This is a genomic window from Paenibacillus xylanilyticus (assembly GCF_009664365.1).
Lineage (GTDB): Bacteria > Bacillota > Bacilli > Paenibacillales > Paenibacillaceae > Paenibacillus > Paenibacillus xylanilyticus_A.
In genome coordinates this window covers 3,664,403-3,689,062 of record NZ_CP044310.1, presented here as the reverse complement: position 1 = coordinate 3,689,062, position 24,660 = coordinate 3,664,403, and the positions used below count along the sequence as shown (strand labels likewise).

Here is a 24,660-nt window from a genome sequence, read left to right as displayed (position 1 = left end):
CTTTGCAATGGTAAAATAGCTAAAAAGCTCCAGTGCTTTCACATTTTTCAGCAAAATCAATAGAATAGGGTTCATCACGAAATAACGTAAACTGGGGGTTCTCATGTATAAACTGATGATTGTGGACGACGAATTGTTGATGCGCGTTGGAATTCGTTCCATGCTGAACTGGGAGGAATTTGACTTTTGTGTTGTCGGTGAAGCAGGAAATGGTAAGGAAGGATTGGAGCTTGCACTCGAAGCTTCTCCCGATCTGATCATTACGGATATCAAAATGCCGATTATGGATGGTCTTAAGCTAATAAAAGAAGCATCTGTAGTACTGAAAAATTGCAAGTATGTCATTCTGAGTAATTTTGATGAACTCCATTATGTGAAGGAAGCATTAAAGCTGGGTGCGGTAGACTACTTGATCAAAAGTGAAATTACAGAAACATCCCTGATCGAACTGCTTACGAAGATCAGGCAGAAACTGCAAAGCGAACAGAACAGTCTGACCAATGTACCATTGGTGCAGCATGATTATTCGAAGAGTTTAAGACATCTCAAGGATAGTTTCTTCCAGGATATTGTAAGCGGATTCATAAGTGAAAAAGATATGATTACCAAAGCCGAAGAACTGCATTTTCGCATACGGTCTGACAGGCTTGTGGTGATCAAGTTTGTCGTGAACTATTACGAGCAAGTGAAGAGGAAATATATTGAGAAAGGAGAGAAGCTGCTCCGCTTTTCGATCGTGAATATTATGGAGGAGATCATTCCATCCAAGTGGAACAAAGAGATCTTAGTTGAAAGTTCATCCGAATATTGGGTTATCGTCAATCTCCCTTCTGGCAGTGGGTCCAGCCAGGTCGATATTAATAAACTGTGCAGCAAGCTTCTATCCTCGATCAAGGATTTCATGAATCTATCACTAACGGCTGGTGTAAGTACAACGGTTTCCGGATTTCGCTTTCTTAGGAAGGCATGTCAAGAGGCAGAGTCCGCGCTAAGGGAGAGTTTCTTTACAGGTAGCAACAGAGTATTGTTTTACGAGAGTCTGGCTCAAGCACCGGCACGATACGAAATAAATGGGATGCTGAGTCCGCAGCAACAAAAAGACATTCATAAGTTGTGGGTAAGCAAAGACGTCAAAGAGGCGGAGAAGTTTCTTGAAATGGTGCGATCGGATCTGGAAGCAAAGCGGGGGGATGAGAACAGTATTCGTAAGCAATATATCACGATAATGGAAATGCTCCACTCTCATATGACACGCGATACACGAGGCAGCAAGCCTTACTTAAAGGAAGAGTCGCCCTATGAAAGGGTTCTAAGAGGAGAATATTGGGAGGACATTCATCAGGAAATGCTGACGCATATCGCATATTGCTTTCAAGCCGATTCCCAAATCATGCAGGAGCTTACGTATGCAGATCTGGCCATTCAAATCATTGACAAGTATTATGCCGAGGACATTTCTTTGCAAAGCGTCGCTGGTCAGATTAATGTGAATCCGTCGTATCTTAGCAGAATGTTTAAGCAGGAAAAAGGAGAGAACTTTATCTCCTACTTGACACGGGTTCGAATCGAACATGCCAAGACTTATCTATTAAGCCGCGAATTAAAAGTATATGAGATCGCAGATGCGGTGGGGTACCACAATTACACGTATTTCAGTAAGATTTTTAAAAAGTCAGTAGGTGTAACTCCAGAGGAATACCGTGAGCTAGAGCTGGAGTCCAGGTTATCCCGTGAATAGAGGTGCAGCATATGAAGCGTCCAGGACTCTTCCGTATCAAGTACAAAATTTTGGTGATTTGTATGACAGTGATTATCCTTCCGGTATTCGTAATGACCATTAATTCATATTACTCTTCTGAACGCTTGTTGGCACAGAATTATACCAAGCTGCTGAGCGATCTGGCCAAGCAGACCAATATTCGTATTGACGAGTTTCTCAAAGAAATCGAGAAAATCTCACTGCTGGCCAGTAATGGTCTTAACGACAGTTTGTCTGCGACACATGATGGAAGCTTTCCGATCCAGGATTTCCTGCGGGATGGTAAGGAGCAGAATGAGATTGCGGCCTATAATCTGCTAATGAATTACATCATGATGAAGGACCGCGTATTTTCCATTTACCTCTATAACTTGAACGGAGGACAGGATCTGTTCGTTAGTCCACACCAGCCCATAGACCCCAACTTTAAGATGGCGAACGAATTATGGTTTAAAAAGTTTATGCATTCCGATGATCGAACGATTACGTTGACCACCAGGATTGACAAGCAATTGGAAAATAAAATCCTGGCCGTATCACACGCACGTAAGATTCATGATGTGACCAATGGAAAACTGCTCGGAGTGATCGTCGTCAGCATCGATATTAGATTTATAGAGATCGTTAATCGCAACTTGCAGGAAGGACTTCGCTCCAGATTCATGATCGTTGATGAGGATGACAAAATTGTATACAACGTAAATGACCAGCTGATTGGGACCTTGTTCCGTGATAACGTTCGTCCAGTAGAATCATTGAATATTGTCGTAACCAGCCCGCTAAGTCAGCAAAAGTGGACCACTTACTTATATATGCCTTTGGATGAGCTGACTGCGGATGGCAAAATACTGGGTCGTAATCTCATCATGCTGGCTATCGTCATGTCCCTGTTTGCTGCCATTATTTCGATTTTTCTCTCGCATGTGATCACACGCCCCATCAAGAAACTTTTACGTAATATCGCGCTGGTTGAAAAAGGGCAGTTTGAACAGGTGGAAGAGGTTCGATCTCGAGACGAGATCGGACATTTATCCGTTCGCTTCAATAAGATGTCGTATGAACTGAAACGTATGGTTGAGCGAATGCAAAAAGAAGAAATAGAGAAAGCGGCCGCCGAGATGCGAGCACTTCATGACCAGATCAACCCTCACTTTCTGTACAATACACTTGGATCCGTAAAATGGATTGCATCCATGCAGCAAGCTGACAAAATCGTGGAAATGACAGATGCACTTATTTCGATGCTTCGCTATGCGACCAAGTCGGACGGAACCCTGGTAACCATTCGCGAGGAAGTGGATAATATCATGAATTACGCAACCATACAGAACGTCAGATATTATGGGTCTATTCAGATGAGATATGAGATTGAAAATGATCTGTTGGATTATCTTATGCCCAAGATGATTCTACAGCCCATTATTGAAAATGCCATCTTTCACGGTCTGGCCGAAATCGAAGAAGACGGTGTTATTACGATTCGGATTCAGCCGCAGGGTGATAATATTTCAATAGAAGTCTGTGATAATGGTGTCGGTATGGAACATCATGCCATTCGGAGTTTTATGGAAGGAAGGGTCGATCCGGGCAATGGTTCTAATGGAATCGGTCTTCATAATGTGCAGCGGCGCATTCAACTGCATTTTGGCAAACCCTATGGAGTACGGGTAGAGAGCAAGGTGGGAGAAGGTACGATTTTCTCCATCCTGCTGCCTGCTATTGCGAGTGTACCTGAGTAAAAAAATAGAGGCTTGCAGGTGATCCTGCAGGCCTCTTGCGTTAACCTTTGACACTACCAAGTACCAAACCCTTCGTAAAATACTTCTGTAAAAACGGATAGACGAGCAAGATCGGAATGGCACCCAAAAACATCTGGGCGGCACGCCCGGTTCTGGCGTTCATCATGGAGAGCAGCTGAGTGTAATCGGAGCCTGATTTCAGCATGATTTGTTCAAAGCTCTGCAGGAGCGTCTGCAGATAGCTCTGTAATGGATAATTGTCCGGATTGTTCATATAGATAATTCCGTCGAACCAGGAATTCCAATGGGCAACGATACTAAACAACCCAACCGTTGCGAGAGCAGGTTTGAGAAGGGGGAGTAAAATACGGACAAGGACTTGTAAAGGACCCGCACCATCGATAATTGCGGATTCTTCGATCTCTTCTGGCAATCCCCTGATGAAGTTCATGAGAATGACCATACTGAAGACAGGAAGAGCGCCAGGTAATATCAGTGACCAGATCGAATCGATCAGTCCCATTTTGACTACCACGAGATAGGTAGGGATTAATCCTCCGTTAAATAGCATGGTCACGATGAAAAATCCCATATATACATTCCGTCCCATTAGTTTTTGTTTTGTTTTCGAGAGCGGATATGCCGTAAGCACAATCAGGACAAGATTAACGAGTGTCCCTAGCAGGGTACGTTTGACGGCTACCCAAAGGGAAGAATAGAATGCCCCGCCGGATAATGCAAATTCATACGCTTTTGTCGTAAATTCTACGGGCCAGAAGGTAACACTGCCTGCAGACACTGCCGCACTGCTGCTAAATGAAACGGCAAGCAGGTTGATAAATGGCAGAATGCATAGTAGAGAGATGATCATCAATATGGTGTAGTTTATGATATGAAACAGACGTCTACCTATACTTTTATCGTTGATCATAGGGATAGCCCTCCTTAGAAGATGCGATAGCCTGCTACCCTATACGCCAGGAAATAAGATAGGGCCATCAGTATGGTGGAAATGATGGATTTGAATAATCCGACAGCGGTACCGATGGAATATTGCGCCTGTTGAATCCCTAAACGATACACATAGGTATCGATAATATCGCCTGTTTGATAGACGACAGGGGAGTATAGGTTATAAATTTGATCAAAGCCGGCATTAAGTACATTTCCAAGGGACAACACGGTCATTAGCACAATGGTGGGCATAAGAAGCGGCAGAGTAATATATATGGTCTGCTTCCACCGTTTGGCTCCATCAATCACAGCAGCTTCATATAGCCCGGGATCGATACTGGTTAGGGCTGCCAGATAAACAACGGTACCAAAGCCAAAGCCCTTCCAGATATCACTTATAATCATGGTCCAAGGAAAAATGGATGGTGTGCCTAGAAATGAGATTTTCTCTATCCCGAATACCCCTAAAAATGAATTGACGATGCCATCTGCGCTAAGAATATCCAGCATAATGCCAGCCATGATAACCCAGGAGAGGAAGTTAGGGATATAAACAAGGGTTTGGAACGTGCGTTTGACTGCGCTTCTTACGACCTCGTTGAGCAGTAAGGCGAAGATAACAGGCACAATAATGCCGCCAATGATTTTGAAGACAGACATATACAGCGTGTTCCAGATTGTCCTAACGAAATTGGGCTGATTAAACACGTGCGAGAAATTGTCCCATCCTACCCATGGAGAATTGAACCCCAGCCCCGGATTGTATTTCTGAAAGGCAATAACGAGTCCGTAGAATGGGATGTAACTGAAGATGAAAACCAAAATTAGGCTAGGTATCAACATTAAATGGTAAGGACTCTGCTGCTTTAATTTTCTCAGCATTCATTTTCCTCCGTTCACGGTAATAAGATCGAATCTCCGGCAAAATAAAAGGGGAGAGAAGTTAAAATTCCTCATCCCCGCTACCAAACCTATTTATTTCCCGTAAGCTTCATTGACTGCGCGAGTCGCTTCATCCCCGCCGGCAGCTCTCCAGTTCTGAACAATCACATCGAAGTAATCGATACTTTCCGTACCCATAATGATCTTGGTGAATCCTTCGGTCAGAATATCATCCAGAGTTGTGCCGTAGCTCGCCAACGCTTCTGGGGTTACTCCCCATAAACCTGTCTTGACATAGTTCTCGCTATCGAGCACTTTTTTCGCAAGACCATAAGCATTCTTAGGAGCCCCTTGCTGCAAATAGTCACCGACTGCTCCTGGCGTTGCATTTTCCATGAATTCAATACTGTTGTTATACTTTTGCCACATTCCCGAAGTGGTGAGCCCGCTGGTGTCCTTGGACTGAAGTGCTGCGGATACCGCCTCAAACTGCTCATAGTCCGAGTTCGGATTAAGTACACGGAAGGCCCCAACCACGTGAGCGATATCGTTGTCCAATAAGGCGGATAACGTTTCTTGCGATTCCTTGCCTTGGCCTTCATCAACGATATAAGCATAGTCGTTCAGAATTTTAATAACTTCTTCAGCATGTTCAAATCCCTTTTTCATGACAATATAGTTGCCGTTCGCGAAAGAGATCGATTGTTTGGCTTCCTTACCGTCGATTGTGGGGATGATATACGGATAGAAGATGGCGTCCTTGCCCAAATTGGCTACCGTATCCACTCCAGGGTTATAGCCCCACCATTGATAGTAAGGCTGCATGCCCACTTTGCCAGCGACAATATCGGCATTCATGGCATTAAAGTCTTTGATCGCGAATTCCGGATCAATGATGCCAAGCTTATACCATTCGGCCCATTCAGCCAGTGCTGCTTTCATCTCCGGTTGAATTGAGCCATATGCGAGCTCTCCGCTGCTATCCTCGATCCAAATATCCGGATGAGCGTTCCATGCGATGGCGAGCAGATTCAGATAATCCAGGGATTGATCTACCGCTATGCCATAACCACCGTGCTTTTCCATAAATTTCAGTGCGATATTCTTGATGTCTGCCACGGATTTTGGATCTTCGAGCCCCAGTTCTTCCTTCCAGTCGTTCCTGATCCAGACGAAGTCCGGTTGATCAATTAAACCCCAGTGCATTTGAGGTATCCCGTACAATTGGCCGTCCTTTTTACCCGATTCGAAACTGTCTGCATCCGCTTTCATATATCCTTTGAGGCGGTCGGAGGCGTACTGATCAAATGCATCTGTAAGATCCATGACCATATCTGCTTCAATTAACTGTCGTAATTGTGAGGGGTTCACCCGAAAGACGTCAGGAAGATCGTTCGATGATATGGCCAGATTCAGTTTGGTCTCGTATTCATCACTGACCCAGTCTGTTTTTACATCAATATTAAGTTTCTCTTTGTATCTCCTGATCCACACATTGTTGGTGATATCGTCACCCTTGGGGTATTTGGCCGAAGTGTATTCAGAGGTTACCGTGTGAATGGTTACCATTCCAGCCTCATTGGTGTCTGAGTCGTTGTTCGTTGGACTTTTCCCGGCGCTGCCATCACTCGTGCACGCGGCCAGTAATAAGGATGAGATGCATAATGACAACATGACCAATTTGCTTTTCTTGTTCATTTCTTTTCCCCCTTATTAGCAATATTTCAGCAAATCTATTCTTGAAAATATTGTAATCTAGAAAGGGATAACGCGATATCAAAGTTATTGACGAGAACGCGTTCGTTTTTTTACTTTTGAAGCTGAGAGGAGAATGGAGAGGAAGGGAACGTGCACTTATTTTACTTATGCCTAACCCTTTTTTTACTCAGGAATAGGGTTTTTGTTTTTTCAATACGGAAGCAGAAGGAGGTGAAGGATGTGACGAATGATTATGTATGGGGAATTTTCGTTGCTGATAGAACAGCAGCTTTTCCTAATTTTTTTCCAATAGGTATCTACACTACACGTGAATTAGCTTTGAACGAAGTTAATGCTCTACCACGAGATCATAATTATCAAGTACTTCGAATGCCGTTAAATCAAAACTTCGCCTATTCTCATAAAAAAGAGTGGTAAGTTGGTTGGGATGGATGCGATTTATCATGAACATTTTCATTTCAAGGATGAAAGCTAATATGCAAATTGAATGTTTTAAAACAGCAGATCTCCTGGGCTCACACCCAACCCAAATCGCAACTCTGGGCATAAAGTGGTGTTAGGTCAATTACCTATAAGGAGTGAATCTGACAATATGGCTTATCCACAATCCATGTTTCCCTATCCTGTTAATCCAGTGGGACTTCAAAATTGCATTTATCATTTCACGTATATGTGGCTTCGAAATGGAGACAACTTCTGGTTTTTCCTGACAGCGGTCGGTGAATCAAGAGCTTATGGTTACAGATTTTTTGGCGGGAGATGGAATCAGTATTCAATTGGATTGCGTGAGATTCGTTCCTACAATTGTTCTCCGGTTCCAACGTTATATTGAAATAAAAGCAACGAAGCTGCCGTGTATATGGGCGGCTTTTTTTGTGTTGTTTGTGGTTAAAGGTTATGTCAAACGAACAGTAAAAGATAAAAACCGTGAATCTAAAATGATTAACGGTTTTATTTTACTTGGTTTAATACATGAAGCATGGCTAACTAATAGCAGTTCGTACAATGCTTGAATCATGAACGTTCAAATATAGCTTGACCTAAAGTTAACTCTAAGAGCTATACTGTCTAAAGGTTTAAAGTAATTTTTAGAGAGAGGTATGGATCAATGATTAAAAGCAACAAATGGAATGTTGCAGGCCTGGCCTTATTATTGGGTTTGTTTTCAACCTTGGGCCCATTCACGATCGACATGTATTTACCAGCATTCCCTGAGATTGCAGCAACGTTCAACACGAACGCTTCACTTGTTCAGTTCAGTCTTACTGCTTGCTTGCTAGGGCTAGGTGCGGGACAACTGGTCATGGGACCACTGAGCGATGCTTATGGAAGACGTACACCGTTATTGATTTCCATGGCCGCCTATATCATTTGTTCATTGGCGTGCGCCTACGCTCCGAATATTGGTCTGTTGATTTTGTTTCGCTTCACTCAAGGCTTCTCGGCTTCAGCAGGGATCGTTATTTCCCGCGCGATAGCTCGCGACTTGTACAGTGGACATGAGCTTACCAAGTTCTTCTCCTTATTACTGCTTGTAGGAAATTTGGGGCCTTTGGCAGCACCGATCGCAGGCAGTGGCGTTCTTTCATTTACGACATGGATTGGTGTATTCATTTCACTCTCTGTTCTGGGAGTGTTCTTATGGGCAATGACCAAGTGGCGTCTGAAAGAGACAAACCCGCCTGAACGACGCGTTGCTCCTAACTTTAAACTTCAGTTACGGAACTATGGACAGCTTCTACGTGACCGGAAGTTCGTAGGTTACATGCTGGCACAGGGAATTATGACGGCTGGGGTTTTTGCATATGTAGCAGGCACACCTTTTATCTATCAAAATATATATGGAGTCACGCCGACCGTTTTTGCTATATTATTTGCTTCCAACGGGATCAGCCTGATCATTGGCTCTCAGCTTGTAGGCCGGTTGGCACAGCGAATCTCTGAGCAGACGCTCTTATTATCGGGACTATGGCTTGCGCTTGTGGCAAGTATTGCTGCCTTGATGGTGACTCTGGCTCATGGCCCTCTATTTGCTCTGGTTATACCGCTGTTCTTCTTTGTATGTTCTATCGGGATTACGTCAACAGCAGCATTTCCACTAGCCATGGAGAGTCAAGCCAAAAGTGCCGGAAGTGCCGCAGCATTGCTTGGGGTTGTTCCCTTCTTGCTTGGCGCGTTGGTCGCTCCGTTGGTGGGGATTGCCGGTGAAGATACGGCTGTTCCATTGGGCCTTACTTTGTTAGGGACGAGTATTGTTGCGATTATCACTTACTTCGTACTCGTTAGAAAGGTACCCGATCATACTCAAGAGGTTCAGTCCGATCTCAACATGTAGTTAACCGAGTCCTAAAACATTGTACTTCGAAAAGTCGCTAATACCATTTAGCGGCTTTTTTTATATGTAGGGACCAGAGCCCAGTTCTGATGAAGGAATAAGAACGTGTACGAATAGCTATACCTGTAGAGAACGTACTAAAATAAATAATCAGAAAATTGAAAATCACCAACAGCATAAAGTAGGTAATTATATTGTTCGTTATTTTCTACAACACAGTATGTAAAACCGCAGCCAAGACTTAAGCTCGACTGCGGGTAACAATCTAATAATGCAGTTCATGAACTGATCTGCAACAGTTCCTCAGGAAATCAAAAAAACATAAAATACACTGGTGAGACAAAGACTTAAGTTGATTTTGCACCTCTCAGAAAGATACCTACTAACCTTTGACCCAGTGCAAGATTAGATTCATACTTTTGTGTGGTGTTCTCCCGATTCCCCATTAACATCAGGGTCGAAAAAGTCTCAGCTAAAAACATGGGGTCGTCTTCGCGGAGTATTTGCTGGTCGATGCCCAATTGGAAATGAGACGCCAATACGTCATGAATGCGAGCCTCGGCTTCTCTGATTTCCTGAATTTGATTTTTCTCAAGAAAAGGCTCAGCTTCTCTAATCATGGTTTCAACCTCTGCATGCGGGTTGGCCAGCCTTGCTTCGGCCAGCCGTATAAGTCCATCCTCCAGATGTTCAGACTGATCAAGAAAGTCTGAAGTTACTCGGCGTACATTCTGGAACATGGTTATCATAGCTACCTTGAAAAGTTCAGGCTTGCTAGCAAAGTGATAATATATGGTCGGCTTAGACACATTGCATCGTTTTCCAATTTGTTGGAGCGTGACAGTTTCGTAGCCGTATTCCATGAACAATTTGGAAGCCGTTAAAATGATCGTTTGCTGCACGGAAATTTGGGTATCCGCTTGCTTGGGTCTTCCGGGTAAACGTTTGGGTGATTTATCTGGCATTGCACACTCTCCTCCTTGAATATTTTATGACAAACCTCGTTCATAAGCAAAATCAACTTGTAATTATACTTACCGGTAAGTATAATTTATATGAAACTAAAACGAGTAATGAATAAAGGTGGAATGAAGTTGAAGACAGCAAAACGCAGTAACAAGTGGAAAAAGGTCCTCATTTGGTCTTGTCTATCCGTAATTATAGTTGTGATTGGACTTTTCGTTTATCTCCAATCTGTCACGTATAGTCCGTCGGAAAGAGCCGAAGCAGCCATGAACCCGGATGGTCAGGTTAGCATCAATAAGATCAAAAATGGCTATCGCTTTGAACCGGAGGGTACAGAGATCGTGGAACCCAACATCATTTTTTATCCGGGAGGTCTAGTGGAACCAGCCAGTTATGCTCCGTTTGCCAGAAAATTAGCAGAAGAAGGACATAGAGTCTATATTGCCGAAATGCCTTTAAATTTAGCCATGTTTGGGGAAAACAAGGCGGATTCTTTTATTGAGGAACATCCTGACGAAGCATTTGTAATTGGTGGGCATTCGCTGGGAGGTGTCTTTGCATCACGGTATGCTGCGCAGCATACAGACACGCTGGAAGGTGTCTTTTACTTAGCGTCCTACGCTGACGAGAGTGGAAGCTTGAAGGAGACGGACTTGTCCGCCTTACAGATCACAGGTACAGATGATGGAGTGCTGAATGTCGAACGATGGGAAGAATCCAAAATAAATCTTCCGCAAAGCACGACATATGTAAGCATCAAAGGCGGTAATCATGGACAGTTTGGTTCGTACGGGGAACAAAAAGGAGATCATGCACCAGCAATCACGGAGGAACAGCAATTGGAGGAAGTAGTAGCTGGACTCGAAGGATGGTTTAACCTAATAAATCGCTAATATCTAGTTGTGAATCCTCATTTCTTGATTTGAAACTATTTATAATTACCTTCGTATGTACTATGATACATAGAAGGGAAAATAAGGAATCGATTCAAGGAGGAAGATGGTTGAAAAAGAGCACAAAATGGGTATTATGGATTTTAGGATTCATACTGGGCGCAATATTTATTAATTTTTTCATGAATTTATTCAGTTTCGCTTATGCCTTGATTACTGTACTTTTACTTGCCTTAATGGGATGGGGATTCGTAATAAAGTTGAAGAATGATGTTCGTCAGTACGAAGATCATTATCGAAGAGAGTCGCATTCGGAGATAAACGATATTGAAAGGTACACCAGGTAGATCATATCACATGCCTCACAGAAAACAGCCGCCTATTACAAGGCGGCTTTTCTTTTTCGATTAAATGAAAGTCAAAGTCTTTACCAGTGAGATTAAGTGATCCTGATCGGCCCACAAGATGAAGTAGGAATACGTACTTCCTTGAATCACAACAGGAGTAGGATATTTGACAATAAGTGCAGCCTGATTTCTCATCTCTACGGGTTGGTCTTCAGAAGGAAATATGAAACAGGCTTCCTGTGCTTGAACCAAAGCAGGGAAGATTCGAGGATTGGTTCCATAGGGTTGCAGGACATGGAAGGCTTCCGCTCTGCATACTGCGTGAAGCTCCTCTTCGGAAGATATGGCCGATATTTGAAAAAATCCGTCCGATCCTTCGAATCGTTCTTCGGTTACTTTGCGCCAGTTTTGTGGATAGTAGAAGGATACCTTGTATACCTGGTTTAGGTATAATTTATAGGAATCATGTTCATCGAATTGTGGTGACCAAGCTAGAGATGTAATCCATTTGGCTTGAACAACCTTGGTCGGATGATTAGGGTGATCTAAATCAATAACCCAAATTTCGTCTGCTTGTTCTTGATTGCTGCATCCTGATAAGTAGGCAAGTCGTTTCCCGTCCGGAGACCAACTAAGCGGGGTGGAGAAACAGGTGGAGACCGCCCATGTTTTTTGCTGTCCGCCAGCTCGGCTGTCAGTTTGGATGAATGAAACGTATTGATTATTCACGATATCTGTGGCACTGTATGCGACTGTCGCCGAGTCTGGAGACCATTCGGGAAAATAGTTCTTGGCCTGAGGTCCACCTTGGAGTTGGTAGCTCACTCCTGTAGATAAATTCACGGTAGTGATTAAGGAAATGCTGGCTCCCGGGGAAGTATATAGAGCAAACTCTCCATTAGGAGATATTCTGACATTGTGGAGTGGCCCCTCCGTATTACGCGTTAATTGTTGTTTGTTCATGCCATCCCGGTTAATCTTATATAATTGAGCAATGCCTGCTTCATCCGGTGCTGCAAATAGGAAAGCTTCTCCAGAGGGAAACCATTGAACATCGGAGACTCCATATTGAACGATCGAGCCACTGACATGCGTGTAGATATTGTAGATCACAATCCGATGGTCCTTGACATAAGCCAAGTAATGACTATCCGGTGACCAGCTCAGTAAAGAATAAGGCTCAATCTGATCAATTTGTGCCCATGTTCTACTGTTAAGATTCAATACCATCACCATATTATTTTTGCCGATAAAGGCGATGTGCTGAAGATCTGGAGACCAATATGGAATGGAGAATTCTTCACCAAGATTCTGGGTTAACTTCATGGTCCGACCTGTTAAAACGTGATAAAGCCAAATGTCATAAGAACCACCCCCAACATTAGAATTAAAAAGGATTGCTTCACGATCAATACGGTTCATATGCCAATCCGTCCTTCCATTCGAATTCCTACAATATATTCAAGAATGGAAAATGGGCGAATAACAGATATCATAGTCGGACAATATCACAAAGTGCTGTCTCTAATATGTTGATCAAAAAAATAAAGGCATCGTTCTAATAAGAACGTGCCTTTATTACTTCGTTACCTATTAACGATTTACATGAACATATCCATAATCAGGACACCAGCAAGTCCCACAAGTGAGATTATCGTTACCATGACCGACCAGGTTTTTATCGTTTTACCAATACTAAGATTGAAGTACTCCTTGTAGATCCAGAATCCTGCATCATTGACATGAGAGAAGGTAACGCTACCGGCACCCGCTGCGAGAACCATCAATTCGGGACTTACGCCCGTTGCAGCAACCAGAGGTGCGGCTATACCAGCTGCTGTCATACCGGCTACGGTTGCAGAACCGACAGCTATTCTTAAGATTGCTGCGATCAGCCAGGTTAACAGGAGTGGAGAGAGGGTCGAGCCTGACATAAGATCAGAAATATATTGGTCAATATGACTGTCGATCAAAACTTGCTTAAACGCACCACCACCAGCGATGATCAACAGGATCATTCCGATTCCGCTTACAGATTCGCTCAGTGAGGTCATAATCTCAGGCATTTTTTTACCCAGATTTAACCCAAAAGTAAAGATAGCCACAATAACTGAAATTAAAAGAGCCACATTTGCATTGCCGATAAAGTCCGTTATTGGCGAAATTGCTGAATCAGGAGCAAAAATCTCAACAACGGTTTGAAGCGCGATCAAAATAACCGGTAGAAGAGCTGTAAAAAGACTGATTCCGAATTTAGGAAGTTCTTCTTCTTTGAATTCCTTCGGATTAAACAGACCTTTAGGGATATCGATCTGCAATGCTTCTTTTTTGAACAGCTTGGTGTAAACCGGACCCGCAAGAATAAAAGCAGGGATCGCAATAATTATACCCAGGATCATCGTTAATCCGATATTGGCTCCAAAAACGTTAGCAACCGCTGTTGGTCCAGGATGCGGAGGGACGAATCCGTGCATGGTGATCAGTGCTGCAATAACGGGCATCCCCAGATACAGAACTGGCACACGTGCTGCTCTCGCGATGGTAAATACCAATGGAATTAATACCACTACACCTGTTTCAAAGAATAAAGCGATTCCAACAATAGCCGCCGTAATAACTGCTGCTAGCTGAGTCCGTTTTTGACCGAAAGCACCGATCATGGTTGTCGCAATACGCTGCGCACCACCGGAATCGGTCATCAGTTTTCCGAGGATACCTCCGAAAATAATAATCATCGTTAAATGTCCTAATGTTCCGCCCAGACCGGATTCAATGGATTCGACAGCCTGAATCGGTGTCATTCCTTCCAGTACACCAACGGCCAGGGATACAATAATGAGTGATATGAAAGCGTTTAACTTAAAAGCCATCATTAATATGAGCAGTAAAATGACCCCAATGGTAACAGAGATAATTGGCATGTATTTTCCTCTTTTCTATATTAGCTTGATGAAGGAGACCCTATTGTAAGGAGTGCACGATTGATTTTGGTAGTATTTCGTTAGTCAGTGTTACTCCTTACAGTCTGGTCATATTAGATTGAATTAGAATGATTACGAACTCAACATCTCAACGACTTCTCTCAAATCCGTTTTGGTACCGACGTTACCAGGGAAGATGACATAGGAAATCCCCGGGAATTTACTTTCACTGCCTGTTGTCCACACAGGGATACCTGGACGAATCTGTCCAGCAACAGTAGCTCGTTTTACTTCCAGACCGTTCGTTCCAATATCGCTCGAGGTAATTCCACCTTTAGCAATGATATACGATGGTCTTACTTCCAAACGTTTGACAATACTCGTGACGGCATCCGAAATTTTGACGGAAAGTTTTAATTCCTCTTCTTTTCGGTCTTCTCCAAGATCCAAGCGTTCTCTTCGAGTGTAGACAGCCACATTTTTACCTTGAAGAATGAATTGGTTGGTAGTCTCCACAACTCTATTAAGCTCGTTCTCGAATTGATCGGGCTCCAGAACAAGGTGAACATTAAATTCAACAAATTCTACTGCACCGGATTTCTTCAATTCTTCAAACTGTTCCGTTGTTTTCTTAACATGAGATCCGATGATGACTAATCCGCCATGGTTTGTGTGATCACTCATCATCTCTTCACGCGTGAGCAGACTTTTGTCACTAACGCCTCCCATGACCTTCGTAAGGGCAGCAGCACTTCTAAACATAAAGTGTTTACCTTGGTTGATGGCTCGAATTAAAGCAATGGTGAAGATCTGTACATCGACATAGTCGACCGCATTCACAATAACTTTGTTAAAACCTTCAACGCTCAACAGCTGCTGTTCAATCAGATCCAAGTTCATGGCACGCAGGCTTTCAAGCGAAATGTAAGTCATGTGTTCAGCTTTATACTGACCATTCGATTTTTCCTCAGCCCACTCACCCAAATGGGATTTGGTGTAACCAAAGGTGCGGTCCTTAGCGAATTCGGTTTCTCCGGCAGGAACCAGTTCCGTATCATATTGAACGTAGTGAATATTATCGATTGTGAAGCGTCCGCCTTCTTTGAAGAAAGGAAGGATGATCTCACCGTCAAATCGGATATCGGAATGTGCTTCCACGGTATCCTTCAATACTTCCGTTTCCAGCGGGTAGTGACCTCTGAGTGTGGAATCTCCACGACTAATAATGGTGAACTCACGGTTGTTTTTCTTGGCAGCTGCTACGATATTTGCAGCGATGTTCTGGTGTGCTTTTGTCGTTTCCGCAGCTGTAAATCCGCGTGAGTTGGTGAGAACAAAGAACATCGAATTCTCTTCCTTAAAACCTCTGTCGATGCTTTCCAATGACCAATCCGTATAGACCGATACACCATGTACCGTTTGAACACCGGTTGGATCATCATCCAACACGATAATTTTGTGATTAAAGCGTTGAAGCTCTTTAGCGATCATTTCCTGGACAAGGCTGGTATCCACAGAAGGAATGTTACTGAACACTTCTTCAACAGAGCGTTTATTCGTTTTCATGGCCAAGACCCCTAACTTCAACATTTGCTAATTTTTCATAGTACTGTACGATCCCGCCGTGATCGTCCATTAATTTTCCGTCCACCTTTAGGGCATGGAATATTTCCAATAGGTGACTGGAAAGGGGGAGAGGTACTCCAATTTCGTGAGCTGTATCCATAACATTGGTAATATCCTTCATATTGATAGCAATTGTGCCTCCCGGGGCAAAGTTTCTGTCCAAAATGAGTGGAACTTTGGCATCCAGAACAGCACTGCCTGCTAATCCGCCTCGGATGGCCTGATACATTTTCTCAATATCGATGCCCGCTTTGGCAGCCAGAACAAGGGCTTCGGACATCGCAGCAATATTCAAGTTAACGATGATTTGGTTCGCGAGCTTCGCTGTAACTCCGCATCCGCTATCTCCAACCAAGGTGACAGCCGTTCCCATATCAAACAATACGGACTTGGCTTGTTCGAATACGCTTTCTTTACCGCCCACCATAATGGCTAATGTACCATCAATGGCTTTAGGTTCTCCGCCGCTAACGGGGGCATCCAAAAAGCCGACGCCTTTTTTCGCAGCTTCTTCTGCAAGAGCAATGGAAACAGCTGGAGTGATGGAACTCATATCGATAATAATCGAGCCTTCTTTGGCTCTGGATAAAATGCCCTGTTCACCAAGAACAACAGCTTGCACATGTTGGGATGCAGGGAGCATCGTGATGATGATTTCACAGTTTTCAGCGACTTCTCTAGGTGAGGCGGCAGCAGCTGCACCCGATTCTACCAATATTTGTACCGCTTCCTGATTCAGATCATTAACGGTTAATTCGTGTCCTTTTTTTCTGAGGTTTAGAGCCATCGGTTTCCCCATGATGCCGAGTCCAATAAAGCCAACTTTTTTTGCCATGATGTTTTCCTCCTAATAACTTTTCTAAGAAAGGCTTATATGCCTATGAATTGATTGCTGTACACAGATTAGATTCAAACAACGTTGAAGTGAACTTAAGTTACGGAATATAAAATGATTGCTTCAGCAACCGCTTACATCGTTGTTTGCGTTTTCATTGTATACTAAAAATTAAAAATTGTATACATTAAAATATAAAATTGTATACAATTAATGAATTAACGTATACTTTTATTGCGAGGCATCGTTTATTGGAATGATTTTATGAACATAATTTGGTACTATATTTATGATGAGAAATGAAACTGAGGTGAAGTTAGTGCATGACAATAATAGCTCACGACCGGCGTATCATCAGTGTTACGAAATTCTCCGAGACAAGATCTTAAACGGTGAGCTTCCTAGCGGTACAAAGATCGTTGAAGAGAAACTAGCGGCAGAGCTTGGAGTTAGCAGAACGCCCATAAGGGATTCCATACGAAAACTGGAGAACGAAGGATTAATTGTTAAAAAGAAAGTGGTCAAGCCAACGGAAAAGGACTTACGTAATTTGTTCAATGTTCGGATATTGTTGGAAGGGTATTCAGCTAAATGCGCGGCGAATTTCCTGAAAGACAACGAGATTGAGGAACTGTACAAGTATGTGGAAATCGGGAGATCGGGGACCAAGGATGAGATTATGTCCGCGAATGAAAGCTTCCATAATGACATTGTAAAAGCGAGTAATAATCCACTCATGATCGACATTATAGACCGGATGCAGGCTATTATTTATCTGTTCAGGAAAACCGTTGTCATCTACAATCGTCCTCATCTGATTGATGAGCATGAAGAAATTTATAATGCAATCAAGTCCAGAGATGGCGAGAAAGCCGAAGAGTTGATGAAAAAGCACCTAGAGAACGATCTGAACTTTTATCTACATGTCATGAGTAATCAGTAAGAGGCAAGAGGGTAAGAGTGAAGAGGTATAACGAAAACGCCGGTGACCTTAATAAGGTTACCGGCGTTTTTAATTAGCGTTTCGGCATTTTGCTCTCATCCATATATAGCAGGTTCCACCGGTGACCGTCGAGGTCAGCAAATCCTGCACCGTACATCCAGCCTTCATTTTCAGCTGGTTTTCCAAAGATACTTCCTCCGGCAACTTCAACTTTCTGAATAAAAGCATCAACTTCTTCTCTGCTGACAGCACCAATTGAGAATATGACTTCTGCGCTATGGGAAGTATCTGCGATGGTTGAACCTGTAAATTTCTCAAACGACGTATCCGGGAACAGCAGAATTGTGGTTTGACCGATGGTAAGCCTGGCTCTTTCGCTACCAACGCTTACCGCATGGAATCCAATCTCATTGAAAAAAGCAGTAGATTTCTCAACGTCTTTGACTGGAAGGTTAATCCAAATATCCTGTGACATGGCTGTAGCCTCCTGGAATATAGTTCGAACTAAACTTACTATACTCTATTGCAGCTTCCCAAGACAGTTCGAATTGAGCGTGGCTTCATTCATGTCAGATTATTTCCTTTACTTAGATTAGGATCAAGGCGTATAATCCGTTCAGACATCAGAGAGAGAGAAGAGGAGAATTGGATTCATGAATAACGGATTAGTCAACGCTATCATTGCTTATATCATGTGGGGGGTTCTCCCACTCTATTGGAAATTGTTCAACGATGTGCCCGCAGGCGAGATTCTGTCCCACCGTGTCGTCTGGTCGTTTGTCTTCATGGGTATTCTCGTGGCTGTCCAGCGCCGCTGGGGTGATATGAAGCGGATTGCTGCTAATCGGTCACAGCTGCTATCGCTCGCCACAAGTGGACTGTTGATTGCAGTGAATTGGCTTATTTTCATCTGGGCCGTCAACAATGGACACGTTGTTGAGACAAGTCTTGGTTACTATTTGAACCCACTGCTAAACGTACTGCTAGCTGTTGTTTTCCTTCATGAGAAGCCAAACCGCGGCCAGTGGCTTGCCATTGCTATTGCTGCTGTCGCAGTACTCATTATCGCCATCGACTATGGTCGATTTCCGTGGGTCGCGATCTCGCTGGCTGCATCGTTTGGCTTGTATGGACTTGCGAAGAAAAAGACAGTGCAAGACGCTTCTGTAGGCTTGCTGTCGGAAACGGCTGTAGTCTTGCCTATTGCACTGGGCTACTGGATCTATTTGGCGGTCGTAGGAGAATCGACTGCATGGACGCTGCCTTCATCTATGTTTATCGGCCTGCTTCTTTCTGGCGTGGTAACAGCGCTGCCGCTCTTATTTTTTGCTCGTGCTGCTGCACGGATGTCGCTGTCCACACTCGGATTCGTACAATACATCGGGCCAACCATCATGCTGTTCCTAAGCATATTCGTATTTAAGGAATCCGTATCACCGGTTCTCCTTGTTGGGTTTGCGTTGATCTGGACTTCACTGATCGTTTATGCGATATCGTCCGTACGTGGCACGAAACTCGCGAAAGCGAGCTGACGGCAGGGGAGATTTGGTTTTGTCATCTGGGGCATTACTATCCAATGGATGGTAATGTCCTTTTGCTATTTTGTTTCAATTTAATCCCTTCTAACAAAATTTGCATATTAAATCATCATGAACAACGCAAATGAGTGATTCGTACTATAGAAGCAATCCTTCTTCCGTAAGGATGAAAAATGTAGATGATTGTTTATTTTCGGAGTCTATCCATGATCTTATCAGATAAAATGTCATTTAAAAAATCAATTCATACTAATTTGGTCAGAATGATTGATATTATGTTCGATAGAAGTTATACTTCTGTTTATTACGTTAATCATCAGTGAGTAACAAGATAGTGAAACTTACATATATAGGAGGGGAACATGTGGCTCCAGAGTTATATGAATTGGAATTGGAGTACGACCTACTCAAGCAGCTTCAGGATGCAACTGCTCCTATCGGTGCAAGTACGCTCGTTCATACGTTAGGCAAAAAATACGGATTAAGCCAGGCAACCATAGGCAGACGGCTTATGGAGATGGACGTTGAAGGGTACACGGCGCTGGAAGGCAGGAAAGGTCGTATTTTGACCGAAGCGGGTTCAGAACGGCTGAAGTTAATTGAACGGGAGCTGCAGCAGAAAAATGCGAACTCACGTCTGATGCAGACGCTGAACCATTCTGGGGAAAAGGCGCTGCTCGACATTCTCGTTGCACGCAAAGCGCTGGAAAGGGAGATTGCTTCGTTGGCGGCTGAGTATGCCACGAAAGAGTACATCCATCTGCTCGAACAATCCATTGAGGAGCAGCAGCGGAAGTTGGAGCAAAATATTATACCTTATGAGGAAGATCGGGAATTCCACCGGTTGCTCGCCTTTGCAGCGCAGAATCAGTTTTTGCGTCATGCCGTGGAATTGGTATGGGACACCAGCAGAGACTTTCTGGAGACTGCGTATATTCGGCGCACGGTAGGGAGTGAATTGGTGGTGGATCATCGCCAGATCCTGGATGCCATCATATCACGGTCCCCGGAAGAAGCCGAAGCCGCGATGGTCAATCATATCAATCAGATGATCGAAGACGTCAAACGTTATTTTGCTATAAAAAACCAGATATTAAACATCGAGGAAGCGCGTTAAAAAGGAGATGAACTTGTGGACAAAAACTATCGCTTGGGTATCGACATCGGGGGCACGTTCACGGACGCGCTGGTGACGGATCGGCAAGGCAGAATGGTGGCTGCACTGAAAACGCCATCTATCGCAGAAGCGCCAGAACAGGCTATTTTTAATGCATTGGATCAGCTTCAGGAACAAGGTGTCGACATTGGCGATATCGATATGTTCGTGCATGGCACGACGCTTGGTGTGAACACGTTGATCGAACGCAATGGAGCTGTAACCGGGCTGCTCGTAACCCAGGGCTTTCGGGACATTCTTGAAATTCGAAGACTTCGCCTGGAGGATACGACGAACCTGTACGGTGATAAAACGGAGGCGCTCGTACCGAGATATCTCGTCAAAGAAATTGAAGAACGGGCGCTAGCTAGTGGAGACGTGCTGCAACCTCTCAACAAAGATCAGCTGGTACAGGCAGTTGACGAATTGGTGAACGAAGGCATTACCGCACTGGCGATCAGCTTTATGCACTCTTACGCTAACCCTGCTCATGAGAAGGAAGCCGAAGAGATCATCAGGGAACGGCATCCGCAATTGTTCATTTGCCGCAGTAGTGCCATCTGGCCGCAGCAGCGTGAATTCGAGCGGACACTCGCAACGGCCATGAATGCATATGTAGGCGAACGCATGGGTTCGTACTTTGTTAGGCTGCAGGAAGGTATTCATCAGTACGGTTTAAAAGCAAATCTGCTCTCCACGATGTCCAACGGTGGCATCATGACAGCGGCAAGCGCAGCGAGTGAACCTGTTCGCACCCTGCTCTCGGGTCCGGCTTCAGGTGTCATTGCAGCGACGCATATTGCCAGGAAGGCCGGCATTGATCAAGTCATCACGTTCGACATGGGCGGCACTAGTGTGGATGTGGCTTTAATTGACAAGGAGCCGGCGTATTCCACCGAAAACAAAGTCGGTGATTTTCCGGTCATTTTGCCGGCAGTTGATGTTACGGCGATTGGCGCAGGAGGTGGATCGGTTGCATGGCTCGACAGCGTCGGTGTACTCAAGGTTGGTCCACGCAGCGCCGGAGCCTATCCGGGACCTGCATGTTACGGCCGAGGTGGTGAGGAACCCACAACGACGGATGCTTACCTGCAGCTTGGCATTTTGCAGGCTGATCGTTTCCTTGGTGGTCAGATGAGACTTCATCCAGAACTCGCGGAACGTGCACTGAACACGGTCGGCACGAAGCTGGGACTTGACGCTTCACAGACCGCACAAGCGATTCTGGATGTGGCCACAGCGAACATGTACGCCCAATTTTCGCCTCTAATGGCTCGTAAGGGTGTGGATCCGCGTGATTTCACACTGCTGGCTTACGGAGGAGCGGGACCAATGCATGCGTTTCTGATGGCCCGGGAAGTCGGGATCCGGCGTGTACTTGTGCCACCTGCTCCTGGAACACTTTGTGCCATGGGCTGCACGGTGGCAAATCTTCGAAACGACTTTGTCCTATCACTGCACAAGAGCAGCCATGCATTAGCCAGTGGAGAATTGGCCTCCTATTATGCAGATCTGGAGCAGCAGGGGCGAAGCTGGGTAGAGATAGAGGCCCGGGGCGGTGTTGAACTCGAGAGCGTCTACTGTCTCTACAGTGCCGATATGCGATATGAAGGACAGGCCTTTGATCTGGAGATTGCCCTAACGCAGGAAGAGATTGCCGATCCTGAACAGGCCAAGGAGAAGTTCCATGCGTTCTATCATAATGTCTTTGGAATCAGCCAGCCGGAATCCGAAGTGATGTTCATCAGCCTGCGGGCGACAATTGTCGGCATCGTACCAAGCCATGGAAGCGTGGATTCGTATGCTCAAGTCAGTCATGGCGGAGGAGCAGAGGAACGAATGATAACGTTCGATCATGCGCGGAGAACGGCGAAAGTGCTGACTAGGGAACAGATCCCGCTGGAAGCAAGTATTCCGGGTCCAGTCATTGTGGAGGAATACGATACGACCATTTTTGTTCCTCCAGGTTATAACGTAAGAAGGGATGCGCACGGCAATCTGATCGGGGAGGCGGCGGAATGATCGCAGACAAGGTATTTCTGGAAATTTTCAATAATCGAATCCAAGCGGCGGTCGAAGAGATGGCTAACGTCGTTCTGCGAACGGGATTTACCGCTTTTGTCAAAGAGACCGGTGATTTCGGTACTTATCTGTTGTCTCCTTCCGGAGAGACGTTTGGTTCACCGCTGGAAACAGGGTATAACCTTTCGCTCGGTATTCCAGCAGAAGCAACGATACGCAGCATTGAGGATTGGCAGGAAGGGGACTTGGTTATCTGCAATGATCCTTATGCGACCAAAGGCATGGTAACTCATCTTCCCGATATTCATCTCATCAAGCCCTACTTCCACAAGGGGCGCATTATTGCCTATGGGATGTGTTTCGTTCACTCATCCGATGTTGGCGGTAAGGTACCTGGGAGTGTCTCTCCAAGTGCATACGATATTCATATGGAAGGCATACGCATCGCCCCAGTCAAGTTATATGAAGCAGGCGTGTTGAACGAGCAGGTTATGCGAATGTTTCTGGATAACAGCCGGATTCCAGAGCAAAACCTTGGGGATCTCAAAGCGCTGATGGCGGCCTTGAATCGGGGTGAACAGCGGCTTGCCGAACTGATCGCGCGTTATGGCGCGGAACGGATTGAGCAGGGCATCGAGCAATTGCTTGTATATGCCGAAATGAAGGCTCGTGCCATCGTTCGTGAAATTCCGGATGGAGCTTATGATTTCTGGGATTATCTCGAAAAGGGGCCAGGAGGATATCCCATCCGTTTACGATGCAAAATGACAATCGAAGATAGCAATATTCATCTCGATTTCAGCGGCACCGACCCTCAGGTCCGGGCTTCGTTTAATATTCCGACGCATAATCAGCAAGGCCACTACATGCTAGTCCCTGCGTTGATTCGCTATTTCCGCACCCTGGACCCGACAATTCCATGGAACTCCGGCATGATCCGCATGGTGAGTAATTACGCGCCACCAGCCTCGGTGCTGAATCCGGAACCGATGGCCGCTGTCGGCGCTCGAGCAGCCACGTTTATCCGTCTGATGGACGTGATCACGGGTGCTCTTAGCAAAGCCGAGGCCAGTAAAGTGCCTGCGGCAGGTGCAGGACAAGCCTGTATCGTCATGATGGCAATGACGGATGCAAATGACGGAAAGAAAAAGGTTGGGGTCATCCAGCCAATCTGCGGTGGTTCCGGAGCAAGACCAATGAAAGACGGCATTGACGGTATGGATTTCGCCGTTGGTCATCTGCGCAACATTCCGGCAGAAACGGTGGAGGCAGAAATGCCAGTCCTCATTGAACATTACGGGCTTCGAGAAGACTCCGCGGGGGCCGGGGAATATCGCGGCGGAAGCGGGATCGCCCTGCGGGTTAGAATCGTCACACCAGACACGGTTATGACGGCACGCAACATGGAGCGCATGGAATTTCAGCCTTGGGGCCGAATGGGCGGCGATGTCGGAACACATGGAGAGGCTATTATGAATGAGGGGCTTCCCGATGAGAGAGACCTTGGCCGGATTGATGAACTGCTGCTGCAACCGGGCGACACAGTGACCTTCCTGTCCCAAGGAGGAGGAGGATACGGAGATCCGTTAAATCGAAATGCCCAGTCCGTGCTCGCAGATGTTCGAAGCGGTTTGATTTCCATCGCAAAAGCACGTGAACTTTATGGCGTCGTGGTGAAGGGCACCAATGTTGACGACTCTGAAACGCATTCACTGCGGGCGACTATGCAGATGAATATGGAGGATTTCAGTTATGGTCCAACCAGAGACCAATTCGAAGCCATCTGGAGCGATGAGATGCAGCTGACATTGGGACAAGTATTAAAGGAATATCCGCTTGCTCTTCGGGATTACCTGAAGCGCCGTACGATGGACATTTTGGAACAAAGGCATGCCGATGGTCTGTCCGTGACAACAGGGGAGATTGCCTCCACCGTGAGCGGATTAAGGAACAGCATCGGACTGCAGGGAACAGGTCATACGTAAGCCTGCAAAATGTGATCGTGTATAGATATTAAACCAACTA

Annotated in this window: 19 protein-coding genes; 10 read left to right on the top strand and 9 right to left on the bottom strand. The window is 45.1% G+C overall.

The window, feature by feature from the left end; genetic code table 11:
• Nucleotides 1-103 precede the first annotated feature (103 nt).
• Together F4V51_RS16345 and F4V51_RS16340 are read left to right on the top strand one after the other, a co-directional pair.
• On the top strand, nucleotides 104-1,738 hold the full coding sequence (locus F4V51_RS16345) for a helix-turn-helix domain-containing protein (protein WP_153978846.1): 1,635 nt from the start codon (nucleotides 104-106) through the stop codon (nucleotides 1,736-1,738).
• Nucleotides 1,739-1,800: 62 nt separating this feature from the next.
• Nucleotides 1,801-3,498 carry a cache domain-containing sensor histidine kinase gene (locus tag F4V51_RS16340; RefSeq protein WP_236146569.1) on the top strand — a complete coding sequence of 566 codons (1,698 nt, stop codon included), beginning with the start codon at nucleotides 1,801-1,803 and terminating at the stop codon, nucleotides 3,496-3,498.
• A gap of 40 nt (nucleotides 3,499-3,538) precedes the next feature.
• Here the strand turns inward: F4V51_RS16340 and F4V51_RS16335 are convergent, their stop codons facing one another.
• The 3 genes from F4V51_RS16335 to F4V51_RS16325 form a co-directional block, all read right to left on the bottom strand.
• Entirely contained in the window at nucleotides 3,539-4,429 is an 891-nt protein-coding gene (locus F4V51_RS16335) for a carbohydrate ABC transporter permease (protein ID WP_153978844.1), read from the bottom strand.
• A gap of 14 nt (nucleotides 4,430-4,443) precedes the next feature.
• The gene (locus F4V51_RS16330; protein WP_095357605.1) at nucleotides 4,444-5,334 is read right to left on the bottom strand and encodes an ABC transporter permease; all 891 of its coding nucleotides are present in this window, start codon (nucleotides 5,332-5,334) and stop codon (nucleotides 4,444-4,446) included.
• A gap of 93 nt (nucleotides 5,335-5,427) precedes the next feature.
• A complete protein-coding gene (locus F4V51_RS16325) occupies nucleotides 5,428-7,032 on the bottom strand; it encodes a type 2 periplasmic-binding domain-containing protein (protein ID WP_153978843.1) in 1,605 nt (534 codons plus the stop codon).
• A gap of 240 nt (nucleotides 7,033-7,272) precedes the next feature.
• On the opposite strand from F4V51_RS16325, the gene F4V51_RS16320 reads away from it, so the two are divergent.
• Together F4V51_RS16320 and F4V51_RS16315 are read left to right on the top strand one after the other, a co-directional pair.
• Nucleotides 7,273-7,470 (top strand): hypothetical protein, encoded by a 198-nt coding sequence (locus F4V51_RS16320; protein ID WP_153978842.1) that lies wholly within the window; start codon nucleotides 7,273-7,275, stop codon nucleotides 7,468-7,470.
• A gap of 691 nt (nucleotides 7,471-8,161) precedes the next feature.
• Nucleotides 8,162-9,388, top strand: a complete 1,227-nt coding sequence (locus tag F4V51_RS16315; RefSeq protein ID WP_153978841.1) for a multidrug effflux MFS transporter — start codon at nucleotides 8,162-8,164, stop codon at nucleotides 9,386-9,388.
• A gap of 347 nt (nucleotides 9,389-9,735) precedes the next feature.
• Here F4V51_RS16315 and F4V51_RS16310 read toward each other — a convergent pair whose 3' ends face one another.
• Complete coding sequence (locus F4V51_RS16310) at nucleotides 9,736-10,353, bottom strand: TetR/AcrR family transcriptional regulator (RefSeq protein ID WP_153978840.1); 618 nt, start codon at nucleotides 10,351-10,353, stop codon at nucleotides 9,736-9,738.
• Between the two features lie 123 nt (nucleotides 10,354-10,476).
• Between F4V51_RS16310 and F4V51_RS16305 the strand changes: the two genes are divergently transcribed.
• The gene (locus F4V51_RS16305) at nucleotides 10,477-11,247 is read left to right on the top strand and encodes an alpha/beta hydrolase (protein WP_153978839.1); all 771 of its coding nucleotides are present in this window, start codon (nucleotides 10,477-10,479) and stop codon (nucleotides 11,245-11,247) included.
• A 407-nt stretch (nucleotides 11,248-11,654) separates the two neighbouring features.
• Here F4V51_RS16305 and F4V51_RS16300 read toward each other — a convergent pair whose 3' ends face one another.
• The 4 genes from F4V51_RS16300 to garR form a co-directional block, all read right to left on the bottom strand.
• Entirely contained in the window at nucleotides 11,655-12,920 is a 1,266-nt protein-coding gene (locus tag F4V51_RS16300; RefSeq protein WP_236146568.1) for a TolB family protein, read from the bottom strand.
• Nucleotides 12,921-13,195: 275 nt separating this feature from the next.
• A complete protein-coding gene (locus tag F4V51_RS16295) occupies nucleotides 13,196-14,515 on the bottom strand; it encodes a gluconate:H+ symporter (protein WP_153978837.1) in 1,320 nt (439 codons plus the stop codon).
• Nucleotides 14,516-14,647: 132 nt separating this feature from the next.
• Nucleotides 14,648-16,081 (bottom strand): four-carbon acid sugar kinase family protein, encoded by a 1,434-nt coding sequence (locus F4V51_RS16290; protein WP_153978836.1) that lies wholly within the window; start codon nucleotides 16,079-16,081, stop codon nucleotides 14,648-14,650.
• A complete protein-coding gene (gene garR, locus F4V51_RS16285) occupies nucleotides 16,068-16,976 on the bottom strand; it encodes a 2-hydroxy-3-oxopropionate reductase (protein WP_153978835.1) in 909 nt (302 codons plus the stop codon). Before garR ends, F4V51_RS16290 begins: the two co-directional genes overlap by 14 nt.
• A gap of 292 nt (nucleotides 16,977-17,268) precedes the next feature.
• Here garR and F4V51_RS16280 point away from each other — a divergent pair, with 292 nt between their 5' ends.
• The gene (locus tag F4V51_RS16280; RefSeq protein ID WP_153980726.1) at nucleotides 17,269-17,919 is read left to right on the top strand and encodes a GntR family transcriptional regulator; all 651 of its coding nucleotides are present in this window, start codon (nucleotides 17,269-17,271) and stop codon (nucleotides 17,917-17,919) included.
• 73 nt (nucleotides 17,920-17,992) lie between these two features.
• On the opposite strand, the gene F4V51_RS16275 is transcribed toward F4V51_RS16280, so the two are convergent.
• Nucleotides 17,993-18,394, bottom strand: coding sequence for a VOC family protein (locus tag F4V51_RS16275; RefSeq protein WP_153978834.1), 402 nt, complete (start codon nucleotides 18,392-18,394; stop codon nucleotides 17,993-17,995).
• A 178-nt stretch (nucleotides 18,395-18,572) separates the two neighbouring features.
• Here F4V51_RS16275 and rarD point away from each other — a divergent pair, with 178 nt between their 5' ends.
• The 4 genes from rarD to F4V51_RS16255 all read left to right on the top strand — a co-directional run bounded on the left by rarD (nucleotide 18,573) and on the right by F4V51_RS16255 (nucleotide 24,620).
• Nucleotides 18,573-19,451, top strand: coding sequence for an EamA family transporter RarD (gene rarD, locus F4V51_RS16270; protein WP_153978833.1), 879 nt, complete (start codon nucleotides 18,573-18,575; stop codon nucleotides 19,449-19,451).
• A gap of 370 nt (nucleotides 19,452-19,821) precedes the next feature.
• Entirely contained in the window at nucleotides 19,822-20,574 is a 753-nt protein-coding gene (locus tag F4V51_RS16265; RefSeq protein ID WP_153978832.1) for an FCD domain-containing protein, read from the top strand.
• A 15-nt stretch (nucleotides 20,575-20,589) separates the two neighbouring features.
• Nucleotides 20,590-22,635 (top strand): hydantoinase/oxoprolinase family protein, encoded by a 2,046-nt coding sequence (locus tag F4V51_RS16260; RefSeq protein ID WP_153978831.1) that lies wholly within the window; start codon nucleotides 20,590-20,592, stop codon nucleotides 22,633-22,635.
• Entirely contained in the window at nucleotides 22,632-24,620 is a 1,989-nt protein-coding gene (locus F4V51_RS16255) for a hydantoinase B/oxoprolinase family protein (RefSeq protein ID WP_153978830.1), read from the top strand. The genes F4V51_RS16260 and F4V51_RS16255 overlap by 4 nt, the downstream gene beginning before the upstream one ends.
• Nucleotides 24,621-24,660 lie beyond the last annotated feature (40 nt).